Origin of the sequence: Alloalcanivorax marinus (assembly GCF_016785095.1) — a bacterium.
GTDB classification, from domain to species: domain Bacteria; phylum Pseudomonadota; class Gammaproteobacteria; order Pseudomonadales; family Alcanivoracaceae; genus Alloalcanivorax; species Alloalcanivorax marinus_A.
Map to the genome: position 1 here is coordinate 62,381 of NZ_JAEKJB010000004.1, position 17,002 is coordinate 79,382.

A 17,002-nucleotide genomic window follows, 5' to 3' on the forward strand; every position below is an offset into this window, starting at 1 on the left:
CTCCTCGTTATTGGTCGATTGAATCATTGATCTCAGGCGCCCACCCGGAAACGGGCGAAGGGCGCGTGCAGGCTCGGTCGGCCCTGGCGCAGGTAGACACCGGGTTCGATCGGCGGCCACAGTTCTTCCAGGGGCATGGAATCGCCATTGGCGTTGACCATGCGAGCGTGATGACGGCGTAGCTGACGCGGCTCGCCGACCCCGCAGGCATGGGCGATGGTTTCCACCTCCTTGACCAGATTGTCATGGAAGTGGGCCACCCGTCGCCCTTTCTCGGCGGGCACCAGCCCGCGCTGCAGGCGCGGGTTATGAGTGGTGACGCCGGTCGGGCAGGTGTTGCGGTTGCACTGCATCGCCTGAATGCAGCCGAGAGCGAACATGTAGCCCCGGGCGGACACACAGAAATCCGCGCCGATCGCTATGGCCCAGGCCACCATGGTGGGATTGATCAGCTTGCCGGACGCGATCACCCGGATGCGTTCGCGCAGGCCGAAACCGTCGCGCAAATCCACCACCAGGGGCAGCGACTCGGCCAGGTTCAGGCCGACATCGTCCATCAGCGACATCGGCGCGGCACCGGTGCCCCCCTCGCCGCTGTCCACGGTGATGAAATCCGGGGCGCTGTCCAGGCCGCGCTGGTGGATCTCCATGAACAGGTCCTCCAGCCACTGCCAGGAGCCGATCACGGTCTTGATGCCCACTGGCTTGCCGGTGACTTCCCGCACGCGGTGGATCATGTCCAGCAGATCAGCGGCGCAGCGAACGCCCGGCTGGCCATTCGGGCTCACCGAGGCCTCGCCGGCCGGGATGCCCCGGATGCGGGCGATCTCCGGGGTTACCTTGCTGGCGGGCAGAATGCCGCCCTTGCCCGGTTTGGCGCCCTGGCTGAGCTTGATCTCGAACATTTTCACTTCCGGATGGGCGGCGACCTCCTCGAGCTTGGCGTCGCTCAGGTTGCCCTCGTCGTCGCGCACGCCGTAGTAGGCGGTGCCGATCTGGAACACCAGATCGCAATGACCCTCGAGATGCATTTCGGTAAGCCCGCCCTCGCCGGTGTTCATCCAGCAGCCGGCGTAGCCGGCGCCCCGGGACAGGGCCTGCACCGCCGGCTTCGACAGGGCGCCGAAACTCATCCCCGACACATTGTGAAAACTGCGCGCCACGTAGGGCTGGCGAGCGTGGGGGCCGATCATCAGCGGCAGGGTCTCGGCGGCGTCTTTCTCCAGGGTCGGGTACGGTGTGTTGAGGAAGATCACCCGGCCCGGGTCGTTCTGCTTGGTGGTGCCGAACGCCACCGTGTTGCTGAGATTCTTGGCGGCGCGGTATACCCAGCTTCGCTGGGCGCGGTTGAACGGCAGTTCCTCGCGGTCCATGGCGAAGAAATACTGGCGGAAAAACTCGCCGATATGCTCGAAGAAATAACGGAAACGGCCGATCAACGGGTAGTTGCGGCGAATGGCGTGGGCTTTTTGCAGATAGCGGTCCTGGAACCACAGCACCGCGGCGGTTACCGACAGCACGAACAGTATCAGCAACAGACCCAGGGCCAGCCAGGTGGTCAGCAGGTCGACCCAGGCATGCAACCGATCCGACAGCATAAATCCTCCTTTATCCGGTCCCGGCATGCTACCACGATCATCGCCCCCGGACGGCAGCGCCGGGTGAAAGCTTGGCGCCCTCTCCGCCGAAAGAATGAGAACCCGCCCGGGGCTTCCCTACGACGAAGCTAGTACCCGGGATGGGACTGTGGTATCAAGGGGGCTCGGAATCGGGATCCGGACTGGACAACAACATGAAGATCACGGGGGTGATCGGCGCGGGGCTGACCCTGACGCTGATTCTGGGCGCGTCCACCGCGGCGGCCGACAACATCTACAAGTACCGGGGGGCCAACGGGGAGATACTGTTCACCGACCAGCCCCAGGAGAAGGTGGGCGCGCACTATACCCTGCTCTCCGTGCGCAAGGGCTGGAGCTACCAGCCCCGGGCACTCACCGATTTCCAGCGTAACCGTTACGACACCCTGATCCAGTCCGCCGCCGGCAGCTTCGAGGTGGAGCCGGCACTGGTGAAAGCGGTGATTCACGCGGAATCCCTGTTCGACCGCTACGCGGTCTCCCGGGTTGGTGCCCAGGGCCTGATGCAGCTCATGCCCCGCACCGCCCGTTATCTGGAAGTGACCAACCCGTTCGACGCCGGCGACAACATTCGCGGCGGCACCCGCTTCCTCGCCTACCTGCAGAACCGTTTCGACACGCTCGATCAGGTGCTGGCCGCCTACAACGCCGGCGAAGGCAATGTGCGCCGTTATGGCGGCATCCCGCCGTTCGCCGAAACCCAGGCCTATGTGCGCAAGGTGAAGGAGCTGCGTCTGCGTTATCAGCTAGAGATGGCCGACACGGAGACGGTGGCCAGCCGCTGAGCCCGCGCTCAATGGCCGCCGGTCGGGTCCAGGGAAACGCCCAGCCAGGGACCGTCGAATTCCAGCACGTACCGTTTCAGGCAGAACGCCGGCTGCGCGCGGCAGCGACCGCTGTGAAGGGAAAATTCCAGGCCATGGCCGGGACAGCGCAGCACCCCGTCACGCAGACTGGCGCGCTCCAAAGGGAAATCGCCATGGGGGCAACGCCGCTGCACCAGCCAGGTTTCCCCAGCCTCATGCAACAGCAATAACTCGTGTCGGCCAATGCGCACCGGCAGGCGCAGGCCGTCGTGCAGGTCCAGGGTGCGGATCAAACGGTGGAACATGGCGGCTTCGTGGTAGCGATGATTCTTCGACCATAGCCGCAATGACGTCGCCAAAAAAGACCCGCCTGGCCGTCAAGCCGGGCCGCGTCACGGGCGGTGCCAACTTCATCGCGACTGAAGTCGCTCCTACCTAATCCTCAACCTACGGAGTCGCGCTTGATGCCACCTCGTAGCGTCTCGTCGTGGCCACAATGGAGGATTCGGCCCACGAACGCACGACACGACGCCCACGAAAAAGCCCGGCGCAAGGCCGGGCTTTTTCGTGGATCGGTGGGGACGCTGGTCAGTGGCCGTGTTTCTCGGCCAGGTAGAACCAGGTATTGAGCACCGAATCCGGGTTCAGGGACACCGAGGAGATGCCCTGCTCCATCAGCCACTTGGCCAGATCCGGGTGATCGGACGGGCCCTGGCCGCAAATGCCGATGTACTTCTTCTGGGCATTGCAGGCATCGATGGCCATCTTCAACAGCACCTTCACCGCCGGGTCCCGCTCATCGAACAGGTGGCTGATGATGCCGGAATCCCGGTCCAGGCCCAGAGTCAGCTGGGTCAGGTCGTTGGAGCCGATGGAGAAGCCGTCGAAGAACTTCAGGAACTCGTCGGCGATCAACGCGTTGGTGGGCAGCTCGCACATCATGATCACGCGCAGACCGTTCTCGCCGCGCTTGAGACCGTTCTTGGCCAGCAGGTCGATGACCTGCTCGGCTTCGCCCGGCGTGCGCACGAACGGCACCATGATCTCCACGTTGGTGAAGCCCATTTCGTCACGCACCTTCTTCAGGGCACGGCACTCGAGCTCGAAGCAATCGCGGAAATTCTCGCTGATGTAGCGGCTGGCGCCCCGGAAGCCCAGCATCGGGTTCTCTTCGTGGGGTTCGTACAGGCTGCCACCGATCAGGTTGGCGTATTCATTGGACTTGAAGTCGGACAGCCGCACGATGGCCTTTTCCGGGTGGAAAGCGGCGGCCAGGGTGGAAATCCCCTCGACCAGCTTTTCCACGTAGAACTCCACCGGATCGTCGTAACCGGCGATGCGCTTGTCCGCCGCCTGTTTAACGTCCTTCGGCAGGCCGTCGTAGTTGAGCAGCGCCTTGGGGTGCACGCCAATCATGCGGTTGATGATGAACTCAAGGCGCGCCAGACCCACGCCCTGGTTGGGCAGGGTGGCGAAATCGAAGGCCCGGTCCGGGTTGCCCACGTTCATCATGATCTTGAACGGCAGTTTGGGCATGGACTCGATGGAGTTGCGCTGAATGTCGAAGTCCAGCTTGCCTTCATAGATGTTGCCGGTGTCGCCCTCGGCGCAGGACACGGTCACTTCCTGGCCGTCCTTGAGCTGCTCGGTGGCGTCGCCGCAGCCGACGATGGCCGGCACGCCCAGCTCACGGGCGATGATCGCCGCGTGGCAGGTACGGCCACCGCGATTGGTGACGATGGCGGAAGCACGCTTCATGACCGGTTCCCAATCCGGGTCGGTCATGTCGGTGACCAGCACGTCGCCGGCTTCCACGCGGTCCATTTCCTTGATGCTGCTGACGATGCGAACCGGGCCGGCGCCGATGCGCTGACCGATGGCGCGACCTTCCACCAGCACCTTGCCGGTCTGCTTGAGCAGGTAACGCTCCATCACCGAGGCGTCGGAACGGCTCTTCACCGTTTCCGGGCGGGCCTGCACGATGAACAGCTTGTTGGTATCACCGTCCAGCGCCCACTCAATGTCCATGGGCATGCCGTAGTGTTTTTCGATCTCGATGGCCTGGCGGGACAGATCCTCCACCTGGGCATCGGTGAGGCAGAAACGCAGGCGGTCGGCCTGGGGTACATCCACGGTCTGCACGGACTTGCCGGCGCTGGCTTCGCTGCCGTAGACCATTTTCTGCAGCTTGCTGCCCAGGTTACGGCGCAGAATCGACGGCTTCTTGTTGAGCAGCGTCTTCTTGTGCACGTAGAACTCGTCCGGGTTCACGGCACCCTGCACCACCATCTCGCCGAGGCCGTAGGAGGCGGTGATGAACACCACGTCGCGGAAACCGGATTCGGTGTCCAGGGTGAACATGACGCCGGCGGCGCCGGTCTCGGAGCGCACCATCTGCTGCACGCCGGCGGACAACGCCACCAGCTTGTGGTCAAAACCCTGGTGCACCCGGTAGCTGATCGCGCGATCGTTGAACAGGGAGGCGAACACCTCCTTGACCGCCACCATCACGTGGTCCAGGCCACGGATATTGAGGAAGGTTTCCTGCTGGCCGGCGAAGGATGCGTCGGGCAGGTCCTCGGCGGTGGCGGAGGAACGCACCGCTACCGGGAACTCGGCGTCGTCGCCACCCATTTTTTCGTACGCGTCCCGAATCGCGGCTTCCAGAGCGGGCTGGAAGGGGGCATCCACCACCCACTTGCGAATCTTTTCACCGGTTTCCGCCAGAGCCACCACGTCTTCCACGTCCAGCGCGCCGAGGGCGTCGTTGATCTTGGTGGTGAGATCGTTGTGTTCCAGGAATTCACGGAACGCTTCCGCGGTGGTGGCAAAACCGCCCGGGACGGACACGCCGGCCGCCGCCAGGTTGCTGATCATCTCGCCAAGGGAGGCATTCTTGCCGCCGACGCGCTCCACGTCGTCCTTGCCCAGATCCTGAAACCAGACTACGTATTCCGCCAAGGTCGTCTCCTTAAGTGTTGCTGGCCGAGGAACCCGGGACCGGTGTGGTACACCGTGTTTCGGCGGTTCCCGGCTTTACCGGAATGAATCGAGGCGCCATTCTACCCAAAACGACGGCGCTTTGCCCGCCCGTATTGGCGAAACTGTTACGACTTTTGTGGAAGCCCCGCGCGACCCCGCGCGAGCTGTTACCGGGAGCTCCAAGTTCATGAAAAGAACGGCTTTTTTTATTTCCGACGGCACCGGCATCACCGCCGAGACCCTGGGACACACCCTGCTCAGCCAGTTCGGCAGCATAGAATTTAACCAGGTCACCATCCCGTATGTGCAGTCCGACGAGCTCGCTCGCCAGGCGGTGAACCGCATCGACCGGGCCGCCCGGGACGACGGCGCCACCCCGGTGGTGTTCTCTACCCTGGTTAACGATACCCACCGCCAGATCCTGCATACCTGCAAGGGTCGGGTGCTGGATTTGTTCACCGCCTATCAGAAGCCGCTGGAGGAAGAGCTGGGCGTACCGGCCAACCACAAGGTGGGCCAGAGCCACGCGATCCGCGACCAGCAGGCCTACCGCATCCGCATCAACGCGGTGCATTTCGCGCTCGATAACGACGATGGCGCGCGCACCCGCCACTATGATCAGGCGGACCTGATCCTGGTCGGGGTATCACGCTCCGGCAAGACCCCGACCTGCCTGTACCTGGCGCTGCAGTTCGGCCTGTTCACCGCCAACTATCCGCTGACCGAGGACGACTTCGACGACCTGCGCCTGCCCGACGCCCTGGCCCCACACCGACACAAGCTGTTCGGGCTGACCATCAACGCGGAGCGCCTCAGCGCCATTCGCAGCGAGCGCAAGGCCGGCAGCCGTTACGCATCGCCGCGCCAGTGCGACATGGAAGTGCGCGCCCTGCAGGCGCTGTACAACAAGTTCAATATTCCCCACCTGGATGCCACCGAGCTGTCCATCGAGGAGATCAGTACCCGTATTCTGGCCATGACCGGCCTGCAGCGTCGGCTGCAGTAAACCCAACTCCGAAGGAGCGACTTTGTAGGAGCGACCGGGCGACTGAAGCGGAGCGCCGCCCGGTCGCTCCTACAGTCGCTCCTACAAGGGGGCCGGCTCAGATGACCAGCCGATCCATGAACTCGTTGACCGGCGTGGCCTCGAGGCGCCCGGCGTCGCGGCACAGCTCCATGATTGCCGCCGCCCGACCGGCCGGGAAGCGGGTCGCCAGGTTGCGGAGGAACTTGTCTTCCAGTACCGGAATGCCCTCCTCCCGGCGCCGGCGGTGGCCGATCGGGTATTCCACCGCCACCTGCTCGGTGCTGGAGCCGTCGCTGAAAAACACCTGCACGGCGTTGGCGATGGAGCGCTTCTCCGGATCGTAGTAATCCTTCGAATAGCCCGGGTCCTCGACGATCTCCATTTTTTCGCGCAGTTGGTCGATGATCGGATGGGCCTGGTGGAAGGCGTCCTCGTAATGGTCCGCGTTCAGTTCGCCCAGGATCAGTGGCACGGCGGTCATGTACTGGATGCAGTGATCGCGGTCCGCCGGGTTGGCCAGCGGGCCCTGCTTGGAAATGATGCGGATCGCCGAATCGTGGGTGGTAATGACGATGCGCTCGATCTGGTCGAGGCGGTCCTTGACCTTCGGATGCAGGGTCACCGCCGCCTCGCAGGCGGTCTGGCTGTGGAATTCCGCGGGGAAGCTCAGCTTGAACAGAATGTTTTCCATCACGTAGGAACCGTACTCGCGCTGGAACTTGAAGCGGCGGTCCTGCTCCGGTTTGAGCTTCTGGTCCTTGTTGGTCTTGGAAAACAACACGTCATAGAAGCCCCACTGCGGCGCGCTGAGCGCGCCGGGGATGCCCATCTCACCGCGCCGGGCGATATCCGCCAGGCGTACCGCCCGGCTGGTGGCGTCGCCGGCGGCCCAGGATTTTCGCGAACCGGCGTTGGGGGCGTGCCGGTAGGTGCGCAGGGACTGGCCGTCCACCCAGGCGTGGGACACGGCGGAGAGCAGTTGTTCCCGGTCAGCGCCCATCAGGCGTGCCACCACCGCCGTGGACGCCACCTTGACCAGTACCACGTGATCCAGGCCAACCCGGTTGAAGGAATTTTCCAACGCCAGCACGCCCTGGATTTCATGGGCCATGATCATCGCTTCCAGCACCGTCTTCATGGTCAGCGGCGGCTTACCCACGGCCAGGTTCTTCTGCGACAGATGGTCGGCCACCGCCAGGATGCCGCCCAGGTTGTCGGACGGGTGGCCCCACTCCGCCGCCAGCCAGGTATCGTTGTAGTCCAGCCAGCGCACGATGCAGCCGATGTCCCAGGCCGCCTTCACCGGATCAAGCCGGAACGAGGTGCCCGGCACCCGGGCGCCATGGGGCACCACGGTGCCTTCCACCAGGGGGCCCAGGTGCTTGGTGCATTCCGGGAAGCGCAACGCCAGCAGGCCGCAGCCCAGGGTGTCCATGAGACACAGGCGCGCGGTGTCCCAGGCCTCCTCCGACTGGATCTCATAGCCGAGCACATAGTCGACGATGTCCTGGATTTCCGGGTCGTAGTCGGGGCGTTGGTTCTGATCCACATTGCCGGTCATGGTGCCTCCTTGATGATGCGTTCGGTTGGCGGCGGAGCTATCGCGACTGAAGTCGCTCCTACAATGTCTTCTGTAGGAGCGACTTCAGTCGCGATCCGGCGGCGCTTACGAAAGCACGTCGCCGGGCACGCGCACCCAGCCTTCCATCAATACCCGGGCGCTGCGACTCATGGTGGCCTTGGTGACCTGCCAGCGGTCGCCTTCCCGGCGCGCTTCACCGCCCACCTTGAGCGTACCGGAGGGATGACCGAAACGCACCGAGTCCCGCTCGCCGCCGCCGGCGGCCTGGTTCACCAGGGTGCCCGGGATAGCGGCGGCGGTGCCGATGGCCACCGCCGCGGTGCCCATCATGGCGTGGTGCAACTTGCCCATGGAAAGCGCCCGCACCAGTAGATCGATATCGCCGGCGGCCACGGTCTTGCCGCTGGAGGCCAGGTATTCCCGGGGCGGCGCCACGAACGCCACTTTCGGCGTGTGCTGGCGCTGCTCGGCCTCCTCCAGGGACTGGATCAGCCCCATGCGCAGGGCGCCGTGGGCACGGATGGTCTCGAACCGGGCCAGCGCCCGGGCATCCTCGTTGATGTCGCCCTGCAGCTCGGTGCCGGTGTAACCGATGTCCTCGGCATTGACGAACACGGTGGGGATACCGGCGTTGATCATGGTCGCCTTCAAGGTACCGACGCCGGGCACCTCCAGGTCGTCCACCGGGTTGCCGGTGGGGAACAGGGCGCCCTCCCCGTCCGCCGGATCGAGGAACTCGATTTTCACCTCGGCGGCGGGAAAGGTGACGCCGTCCAGCTCGAAGTCACCGGTTTCCTGCACCTCGCCGTTGGTGATCGGGATGCGGGCGATGATGGTCTTCTCGATGTTGGCCTGCCAGATGCGGATTTCCGCCTCGCCGTTGTCCGGTATCCGCGACGGGTCCACCAGACCGTTGCTGATGGCGAAGGCGCCCACCGCGGCGGTCAGGTTGCCGCAGTTGCCGCTCCAGTCGATGAACGGCTTGTCGATGGAGACCTGGCCGAACAGGTAATCCACGTCGTGGCCTTCGCGGGCACTGGCGGACAGGATCACCGTCTTGCTGGTGCTGGAGGTGGCGCCGCCCATGCCGTCGGTGTGCTTGCCGTAGGGGTCGGGGCTGCCGATCACGCGCAGCAACAGAGCGTCGCGGGCCGGGCCCGGCACCCGGGCGGCTTCCGGCAGATCATCAAGCCGGAAGAACACGCCCTTGCTGGTGCCGCCACGCATGTAGGTGGCGGGTATCTTGATCTGTGGTGCGTGGGACATAGCAGGTCCTTTCAGTTGGTATGGGCTTGCGCAGGCACGCTGGCACGCTGGCACGCTAAAAGACAACCACGTCTGAGCCGCCGTGCTTGCCGCTGCCACCGCCGCGCGGCTCTTTCCGAAAGCCCGTCGGCTGGCTCGGATAGCGTGCCAGCGTCCAGGCATCAGCTCGCCTTCACGAACTCCTTGGCGAACTTCTGCAGGATGCCACCGGCGGAGTACACCGACACTTCCTCGGCGGTGTCCAGGCGGCAGATCACCGGGACCTCCTCGCTGTCGCCGTTGGCGCGGTGGATCACCAGGGTCAGTTCGGCCCTGGGCGCCGGCGTGCCCTTGACGTCGAAGGTCTCGGTGCCGTCGATGTTCAGGGTCTTGCGGGTGGTGCCTTCCTGGAACTGCAGCGGCATCACGCCCATGCCGATCAGGTTGGTGCGGTGGATGCGTTCGAAGCCTTCGGCGACGATCGCTTCCACGCCGGCCAGCGCCACGCCCTTGGCGGCCCAGTCCCGGGACGAGCCCTGACCGTAGTCGGCGCCGGCGATGATGATCAGCGGCTGCTTGCGTTTCATGTAGGTTTCAATGGCTTCCCACATGCGGGTGTTCTTGCCTTCCGGCTCGATGCGGGCGTAGGAGCCTTGCTTCACCTCGCCGTTCTCGTCGCGCACCATCTCGTTGAGCAGCTTGGGGTTGGCGAAGGTGGCTCGCTGGGCGGTCAGGTGATCGCCCCGGTGGGTGGCGTAGGAGTTGAAGTCCTCCTCCGGCAGTCCCATTTTCGCCAGGTATTCGCCGGCGGCGCTGTCCAGCAGGATGGCGTTGGACGGCGACAGGTGGTCGGTGGTGATGTTGTCGCCGAGCACCGCCAGCGGGCGCATGCCCTTCAGCCCGCGCTCGCCGGCCATGGTGCCTTCCCAGTACGGCGGGCGGCGGATGTAAGTGCTCTTCGGCCGCCAGTCGTACAGCGGGCTGGCCGCCCGGGCGCCGTCGCCTTTTTTCTCGAACATGGGAATGTAGGTGGCGCGGAACTGCTCCGGCTTCACGCTGGCCTTGACGATGGCGTCGATCTCGCTGTCCTCCGGCCAGATGTCCTTGAGCAGGATCGGGTTGCCGTCGGCGTCATGGCCCAGGGCATCCTTTTCGATATCGAAACGGATGGTGCCGGCGATGGCGTAGGCCACCACCAGCGGCGGCGAGGCCAGGAACGCCTGCTTGGCGTAGGGGTGGATACGACCGTCGAAGTTACGGTTGCCGGACAGCACGGCGGTGGCGTACAGGTCCCGCTCGATCACTTCCTGCTGGATCTTCGGGTCCAGAGCGCCGCTCATGCCGTTGCAGGTGGTGCAGGCAAAGGCCACCACGTCGAAGCCCAGGCTCTGCAACTCCGGCAGCAGGTTGGCCTCTTCCAGGTACATCTTGACGGTCTTGGAGCCCGGCGCCAGGGAGGATTTGACCCACGGCTTGCGAACCAGCCCCAGCCGGTTGGCGTTCCGCGCGATCAGGCCCGCGGCGATCATGTTGCGCGGGTTGCTGGTGTTGGTGCAGGAGGTAATGGCGGCGATGATCACCGCGCCGTCGGGCATTTCGCCCTCCTTCTCCTCCCACTGACCGGCCACGCCCCGGGAGGCGAGCTCCGAGGTGGGCAGCCGCGCGTGCGGGTTGGACGGCCCGGCCAGGGTACGTTCCACCTTGGACATGTCGAAACGCAGCACGCGCTCGTACTCCACGCCCTTCAGGGTATCCGCCCAGAAGCCGGCTTCCTTGGCGTAGGTTTCGGTGAGCTTCACCTGGTCATCGTCGCGACCGGTGAGCTTCAGGTAATCAATGGTCTGGCCATCGATGTAGAACATGGCCGCGGTGGCGCCGTATTCCGGGGTCATGTTGGAAATGGTGGCGCGGTCGCCCACGGTCAGGGAGTCGGCGCCCTCGCCGAAGAATTCCAGGTAGGCGCCCACCACGCGTTCCTTGCGCAGGAACTCGGTGAGCGACAGCACCAGGTCGGTGCCGGTGATGCCCGGCTTGAGCTTGCCGGTGAGTTCCACGCCGACGATGTCCGGCAGGCGCATCATGGACGGGTTACCCAGCATCACGTTCTCGGCTTCGAGACCGCCCACGCCCACGGAGATCACGCCCAGGGCATCCACCATGGGGGTGTGGCTGTCGGTGCCCACACAGGTGTCCGGGAACGCCACGCCATCCTTCACCTGCACCACCGGCGACATCTTTTCCAGATTGATCTGGTGCATGATGCCGTTGCCCGGGGGAATCACGTCCACGTTGTCGAACGCGGTCTTGGTCCAGTTGATGAAATGGAAGCGGTCCTCGTTGCGACGCTCCTCCACCGCCCGGTTCTTCTCGAAGGCATCCTTCTCGAAGCCCGGGTGTTCCACCGCCAGGGAGTGGTCCACGATCAGCTGGGTGGGTACCACCGGATTGACCTTGGCCGGGTCGCCGCCTTTCTCGGCGATCGCATCACGCAGGCCGGCCAGGTCCACCAGGGCGGTCTGCCCGAGGATGTCGTGGCATACCACCCGTGCCGGGTACCAGGGGAAATCCAGATCGCGCTTGCGCTCGATCAGTTGCTTGAGCGAGCCGGTGAGCGCCGCCGGCTCGCAACGGCGCACCAGTTGCTCGGCCAGCACCCGGGAGGTGTACGGCAGCTTGTCGTAGGCACCGGGCTGGATCGCATCCACGGCGGTGCGGGTGTCGAAATAATCCAGCTCGGTGCCGGGAAGGCGTTTGCGGTATTCGGTGTTCATGGATGGCCTTGGGGTTACCTGGGTGGATGGGGGGAACGCTAGACGCCGGACGCTGGACGCCAAAACCCGGTCTGCAAGAATAGGTGTGTTTCCTGCCAGGCAACGAGGCACAGGCAGGAAACACGCCCAAACCCGGACGTCTAGGGTTTAGCGTCCGGCGTCCGGCGTCCGGCGTTTCCAGCCTCAACGCTCGGCGATGGGCGTCACCTTGCGCAATTCCGGGCCGGTATATTCAGCGCTCGGGCGGATGATGCGGTTGTCGGCGCGTTGCTCGAACACATGGGCGGCCCAGCCGGTCAGCCGGCTCATCACGAAGATCGGCGTGAACAGCTTGGTGGGGATACCCATGAAGTGGTAGGCGGAGGCGTGGAAGAAATCCGCGTTGCAGAACAACTTCTTCTCGCGCCACATCACTTCCTCGCAGCGCACGGAAATGTTGTAGAGGTTCTCGCCGTTGACGTCGCGGGACAGTTTTTCCGACCAGTGCTTGATGATCGCGTTGCGCGGATCGGATTCCCGGTAGATCGCGTGGCCGAAGCCCATGATCTTTTCCTTGCGCTCAAGCATGCCCAGCATGCCCTTTTCGGCATCTTCCGGGTCCTTGAAGCCCTCGATCATGTCCATCGCCGCCTCGTTGGCGCCACCGTGCAGCGGACCACGCAGGGAGCCGATGGCACCGGTGATGCAGCTGTGGATGTCGCTCAGCGTGGACGCGCACACCCGGGCGGTGAAGGTGGAGGCGTTGAACTCGTGCTCGGCGTACAGAATCAGTGAAACGTGCATCACCGCCTCGTGCAGCTCATTGGGCTTCTCGCCGCGCAGCAGGTGCAGGAAATGGGCGCCGATGGAGTCGTCATCGGTCTCGGTTTCCACGCGCACGCCATCGTGGCTGTAGCGGTACCAGTAGCAAATGATGCTCGGGAACGCCGCCAGCATGCGGTCGGTGGCGTCCTGCTGCTGCTCGAAGCTGGTCTCGGTTTCCAGGTTGCCGAGCATGGAGCAGCCGGTACGCATCACGTCCATGGGGTGGGCGTCCTTGGGAATCCGCTCCAGCACTTCCTTGAGCGCCTGGGGCAGACCACGCAGGCCCTTGAGCTTCTTCTTGTAGGCGTCCAGCTCCGCCTGGGTGGGCAGCGCGCCTTTCAGAATCAGGTGGGCGACCTCCTCGAACTGGCAGTTCTCCGCCAGGTCCTTGACGTCGTAGCCACGGTAAGTGAGGCCGGAGCCACTTTTGCCCACGGTGGAAAGGGCCGTTTTACCGGCGACCTGGCCGCGCAGGCCGGCACCGCTGAGTTGCTTCTCTGCCATCGTCATCGTCCTCGTTTTGACGGGTCCGTTATTCTCCGCGCTGCTTGGCGAAGAGCTCGTCGAGTTTTTGTTCGTAGTCGTGGTAACCCAGGAAGTCGTACAGATCCATGCGGGTCTGCATGATATCGACCACGTTCTTCTGGGTGCCTTCCTCACGGATGGTCTGGTAGACCCGCAGCGCCGCCTGGTTCATGGCGCGGAACGCCGACAGCGGGTACAGAATCATGCCGGCGCCGGCGTCGCGCAGTTCCTCGCGGGTGAACAGCGGCGTGGCGCCGAATTCGGTGATATTGGCCAGCAGCGGCGTGTCGCCGAGCCCTTCGGAGAACGCCTTGTAATCCTCCAGGGTGTGCACCGCCTCGGCGAAGATGCCATCAGCGCCGGCCTCCGCGCAGGCACGGGCCCGTTCCACGGCGGACTCCAGGCCCTCCTTCTGGAACGCGTCGGTACGCGCGATGATGAAGAAATCATCGTCGGTGCGGGCATCGGCGGCGGCCTTGATACGATCCACCATTTCCTGCTGGGACACGATTTCCTTGTTGGGGCGATGGCCGCAACGCTTCTGCGCCACCTGGTCCTCCAGGTGCACGGCGCCGGCGCCGGCGCGGATCATTTCCTTGATGGTGCGGCCGATGTTGAAGGCGCCGCCCCAGCCGGTGTCGATGTCCACCAGCAACGGCACTTCGGAGGCGGCGCTGATGCGGCGCACGTCCTCAAGCACGTCGTTCATGGTGGTCATGCCCAGGTCCGGCAGACCATAGGAGGCGTTGGCGACGCCGCCGCCGGACAGGTAAATGGCGCGGTAACCGACCTGCTCCGCCATCATCGCGGTGTAGGCATTGATGGTACCCATGATCTGAAGCGGTTGTTCTTCCGCCAGGGCTTGCCGGAAACGGGCACCGGCGCTGCTGGGACGGCTCATTGGGGACTCCTTTGGGCTTGCTGTTCGATGTTCTCCCGGGCGCGGCCGATATGGCGGCGCATCAGGAGTTCGGCCATCTCCGCGTCGCGGGCCTCGATGGCCTCGACGATGCGGCGGTGTTCGTGCAGGGCTTTCTGTGGCCGGTTGGCGGTGGTGCTGAACTGGTAGCGGTACATGCGCACCAGGTGATACAGCTCGCCGATCAACATGCGAATCAGCGTCCGGTTGTGGCTGCCCTGAATAATGCGGTAATGGAAGTCGAGGTCGCCCTCGCGCTGGAAGTAGGCGGTATCCTCACGGATGTCCTGCTGCTGCTCGTGCTGCGCCAGCACCCGGTGCAGGCCGGCCACTTCCTGGTCGGTCATGCGCTCGGCGGCGAGACGCGCCGCCTGCCCTTCCAGCGCCTCGCGCACGTAGTAGATTTCAATCAGATCCTCGAAGCTGAGCGATGCCACCCGGGTGCCCACGTGCACCTCGCGTTCCAGCAGCTTGCGGGATTCCAGCCGCCGGATCGCCTCGCGCAGCGGCCCCCGGCTAACGCCATAGCGACCGGCCAGCTCGGTTTCGCTGACTTTGCTGCCGGGCGGAATCTCACCACGCACGATATCATCCTGCAGGCGGCTGAAAACCCGGTCCGCCAGGGTGCGGGTGCTGCCTTCGGCGAGCTGGTTCATGAATGGGCGACTCCGATGATTGTCGACAATGGGTCGAGTTGGCGGGCACTTTACTCCCCGCTCCCCTTCCTTTCAATGGTTATTGTCGACAATCCTCCCCGGGCACCATGCTTTGCTCCGCCCGGAGGCCGCCGCTACACTAGCGTCCTTCGCCGCCGGAACCATCATGATCGACGTTACCCACAGCTCGCACCGCTCCGCTTCGCGCGCCGATGTTCCCCATATCGTGCTGGCCGGAGATGACGGCCCCGTGTCCCTGGGAACGCCGGCCTGGACCCTGCGGGCACGGGGCGCCGACGCCCTGCGCGCCCTGCCCGACCGGGTCGAGCAGGCCCTGGCCCGGGACTGCCGCTTCGCCTGCGGCCTTATCCCCTACGACGCCGGCCTAGCACTGCACGGCGTGGCCGGCGCCAACGGCGAAGCGGTGGTGCACCTGTTCCGCGATCGGCCACGCCCCTATCAAGCAGCCCCCGAACGGCGCTTCGAACTCACCACCCCGTTCCAGGCCGAGCAGTCCCGGGAACGTTACCGCTGGGCACTGAACGGTATTTTCAATTACCTGGCCGCCGGCGACGTCTATCAGGTCAACTACGCCCAACGCTTCCAGGCCCGCTGGGCCGGCGACGCCCTGGCCGGCTTCGACCGGCTGCTGGCCGCCCATCCGGCGCCCCACGCCGGCTTCTTCCGCGATGGCAAGGACGCGGTGTTCGGCGTCTCCCCGGAGCGCTTCCTGAGCATCGACCATGGCGTGGTGCGCACCGAGCCGATCAAGGGCTCCCGGCCCCGGGGCGTCAATGAGGAAGAAGACCGGGCCCTGGGCGAGGCGCTACGCCGCCACCCCAAGGACCGGGCGGAAAACCTGATGATCGTGGATCTGCTGCGCAACGATCTGGGCGAATTTTGCCAGGCCGGCTCGATCCGCGTGGACCCGCTGTTCGAACTGCGCCGCTTCAGCAACGTGCAGCACCTGGTGTCCACCATCACCGGCACCCTGCGTCCGGGCGTGGCGCCCCTGGCGGCACTGCTCAGCGCCTTCCCCGGCGGCAGCATCACCGGCGCCCCCAAGAAGCGCGCCATGGAAATCATCCAGGAGCTGGAGCCGGCGACCCGCGGGGCCTATTGCGGCAGCCTGTTCTGGCAGGACCACCAGGGCCGTTTCGACAGCAACATCCTGATCCGCACCTTGCAGACCGACGGCGACGCACTGTACTGCCATGGCGGCGGCGGCATCGTCTACGACTCCGATCCGGACGAGGAATACGAGGAAAGCTGGTTCAAGGTAAGGAAGCTGATGGAGGCCTTGTCCGTGCCTTCACCGTAGGAGCGGCTTTAGCCGCTCCTACAACGGCACGAAGAGGTTACAGGGGCAGGTCGCGCTGGCTGGCCTTGATGATCTCTTTCTTGAGATCCTCGTAGCTGTGCACCGCCGGGAATTGGGGGAATTCCGCGATCACGTTGTCCGGAGCGTGGAACAGGATGCCCTGCTCCGCTTCACTGAGCATGGTGGTGTCGTTGTAGGAATCGCCGGCGGCGATGATGCGGTAGTTAAGGCTGTGCAGCGCTTTCACCGAGGCCCGCTTGGGGTCCTTCTGGCGCAGGATGTAGTCGGTGATGTGACCGTTGTCATCCACCGCCAGCTTGTGGCAAAGCAGGGTCGGCGAGCCGAGCTTGCGCATCAGCGGGCGGGCGAATTCATAGAAGGTGTCCGAGAGAATGATCAGCTGGAAGTGCTCGCGGGCCCATTCCACGAACTCCACCGCGCCGTCCAGCGGCTCCAGGGTGTCGATCACTTTCTGGATGTCCGGCAGGCCGTAGCCGTGCTGGTCGAGGATGCCGAGCCGCATTTTCATCAGCTCGTCGTAGTCCGGGATGTCCCGGGTGGTGGCGCGCAGTTCGTCGATGCCGGTGCGCTCGGCGAAGTTGATCCAGATTTCCGGAATCAGCACCCCTTCCAGGTCCAGACAAAGCAATTCCACGGTGATCCCCTTAATCGGTATGTGCTCGGTAAAAGGCGCGCACAATGTAGCGGCGCCCCGGCGGCATTGCAA

General features: G+C 64.6%; 13 protein-coding genes. 3 read left to right on the forward strand and 10 right to left on the reverse strand.

Features of this window, described 5'->3' with window-relative positions:
* Positions 1 to 32: 32 nt before the first annotated feature.
* Entirely contained in the window at positions 33 to 1,598 is a 1,566-nt protein-coding gene (locus JF515_RS04965) for an FMN-binding glutamate synthase family protein (protein WP_203101592.1), read from the reverse strand.
* A 194-nt stretch (positions 1,599 to 1,792) separates the two neighbouring features.
* On the opposite strand from JF515_RS04965, the gene JF515_RS04970 reads away from it, so the two are divergent.
* Positions 1,793 to 2,422 carry a lytic transglycosylase domain-containing protein gene (locus JF515_RS04970; RefSeq protein ID WP_203101593.1) on the forward strand — a complete coding sequence of 210 codons (630 nt, stop codon included), beginning with the start codon at positions 1,793 to 1,795 and terminating at the stop codon, positions 2,420 to 2,422.
* Positions 2,423 to 2,430: 8 nt separating this feature from the next.
* Here JF515_RS04970 and JF515_RS04975 read toward each other — a convergent pair whose 3' ends face one another.
* Together JF515_RS04975 and ppsA are read right to left on the reverse strand one after the other, a co-directional pair.
* Entirely contained in the window at positions 2,431 to 2,802 is a 372-nt protein-coding gene (locus JF515_RS04975) for a Rieske (2Fe-2S) protein (protein ID WP_238400866.1), read from the reverse strand.
* A gap of 229 nt (positions 2,803 to 3,031) precedes the next feature.
* Complete coding sequence (gene ppsA / locus JF515_RS04980) at positions 3,032 to 5,404, reverse strand: phosphoenolpyruvate synthase (protein WP_203101594.1); 2,373 nt, start codon at positions 5,402 to 5,404, stop codon at positions 3,032 to 3,034.
* A 208-nt stretch (positions 5,405 to 5,612) separates the two neighbouring features.
* Here ppsA and ppsR point away from each other — a divergent pair, with 208 nt between their 5' ends.
* Positions 5,613 to 6,431, forward strand: coding sequence for a posphoenolpyruvate synthetase regulatory kinase/phosphorylase PpsR (ppsR, locus tag JF515_RS04985; protein WP_203101595.1), 819 nt, complete (start codon positions 5,613 to 5,615; stop codon positions 6,429 to 6,431).
* 97 nt (positions 6,432 to 6,528) lie between these two features.
* Here the strand turns inward: ppsR and prpD are convergent, their stop codons facing one another.
* The 6 genes from prpD to JF515_RS05015 all read right to left on the reverse strand — a co-directional run bounded on the left by prpD (position 6,529) and on the right by JF515_RS05015 (position 14,954).
* The gene (gene prpD / locus JF515_RS04990; protein WP_203101596.1) at positions 6,529 to 8,013 is read right to left on the reverse strand and encodes a 2-methylcitrate dehydratase; all 1,485 of its coding nucleotides are present in this window, start codon (positions 8,011 to 8,013) and stop codon (positions 6,529 to 6,531) included.
* 105 nt (positions 8,014 to 8,118) lie between these two features.
* Entirely contained in the window at positions 8,119 to 9,300 is a 1,182-nt protein-coding gene (gene prpF, locus JF515_RS04995) for a 2-methylaconitate cis-trans isomerase PrpF (RefSeq protein ID WP_203101597.1), read from the reverse strand.
* Positions 9,301 to 9,461: 161 nt separating this feature from the next.
* Entirely contained in the window at positions 9,462 to 12,050 is a 2,589-nt protein-coding gene (gene acnD, locus JF515_RS05000; RefSeq protein ID WP_203101598.1) for a Fe/S-dependent 2-methylisocitrate dehydratase AcnD, read from the reverse strand.
* 183 nt (positions 12,051 to 12,233) lie between these two features.
* Entirely contained in the window at positions 12,234 to 13,358 is a 1,125-nt protein-coding gene (gene prpC, locus JF515_RS05005) for a bifunctional 2-methylcitrate synthase/citrate synthase (protein WP_203101599.1), read from the reverse strand.
* Positions 13,359 to 13,386: 28 nt separating this feature from the next.
* Complete coding sequence (gene prpB / locus JF515_RS05010; RefSeq protein WP_203101600.1) at positions 13,387 to 14,280, reverse strand: methylisocitrate lyase; 894 nt, start codon at positions 14,278 to 14,280, stop codon at positions 13,387 to 13,389.
* Positions 14,277 to 14,954 (reverse strand): GntR family transcriptional regulator, encoded by a 678-nt coding sequence (locus JF515_RS05015; RefSeq protein WP_203101601.1) that lies wholly within the window; start codon positions 14,952 to 14,954, stop codon positions 14,277 to 14,279. The genes prpB and JF515_RS05015 overlap by 4 nt, the downstream gene beginning before the upstream one ends.
* A 166-nt stretch (positions 14,955 to 15,120) precedes the next feature.
* On the opposite strand from JF515_RS05015, the gene JF515_RS05020 reads away from it, so the two are divergent.
* Positions 15,121 to 16,275, forward strand: a complete 1,155-nt coding sequence (locus JF515_RS05020; protein WP_203101602.1) for an anthranilate synthase component I family protein — start codon at positions 15,121 to 15,123, stop codon at positions 16,273 to 16,275.
* Between the two features lie 37 nt (positions 16,276 to 16,312).
* Here the strand turns inward: JF515_RS05020 and thrH are convergent, their stop codons facing one another.
* Positions 16,313 to 16,930, reverse strand: coding sequence for a bifunctional phosphoserine phosphatase/homoserine phosphotransferase ThrH (gene thrH, locus JF515_RS05025; protein ID WP_203101604.1), 618 nt, complete (start codon positions 16,928 to 16,930; stop codon positions 16,313 to 16,315).
* Positions 16,931 to 17,002 lie beyond the last annotated feature (72 nt).

Coding starts and splice junctions, on each gene's coding strand:
- acnD (WP_203101598.1), bottom strand. CDS start 12,050: ATGAACACCGAATACCGCAAACGCCTTCCCGGCACCGAGCTGGATTAT.
- JF515_RS04965 (WP_203101592.1), bottom strand. CDS start 1,598: ATGCTGTCGGATCGGTTGCATGCCTGGGTCGACCTGCTGACCACCTGG.
- prpD (WP_203101596.1), bottom strand. CDS start 8,013: ATGACCGGCAATGTGGATCAGAACCAACGCCCCGACTACGACCCGGAA.
- prpC (WP_203101599.1), bottom strand. CDS start 13,358: ATGGCAGAGAAGCAACTCAGCGGTGCCGGCCTGCGCGGCCAGGTCGCC.
- prpF (WP_203101597.1), bottom strand. CDS start 9,300: ATGTCCCACGCACCACAGATCAAGATACCCGCCACCTACATGCGTGGC.
- JF515_RS05015 (WP_203101601.1), bottom strand. CDS start 14,954: ATGAACCAGCTCGCCGAAGGCAGCACCCGCACCCTGGCGGACCGGGTT.
- JF515_RS05020 (WP_203101602.1), top strand. CDS start 15,121: ATGATCGACGTTACCCACAGCTCGCACCGCTCCGCTTCGCGCGCCGAT.
- prpB (WP_203101600.1), bottom strand. CDS start 14,280: ATGAGCCGTCCCAGCAGCGCCGGTGCCCGTTTCCGGCAAGCCCTGGCG.
- JF515_RS04970 (WP_203101593.1), top strand. CDS start 1,793: ATGAAGATCACGGGGGTGATCGGCGCGGGGCTGACCCTGACGCTGATT.
- ppsR (WP_203101595.1), top strand. CDS start 5,613: ATGAAAAGAACGGCTTTTTTTATTTCCGACGGCACCGGCATCACCGCC.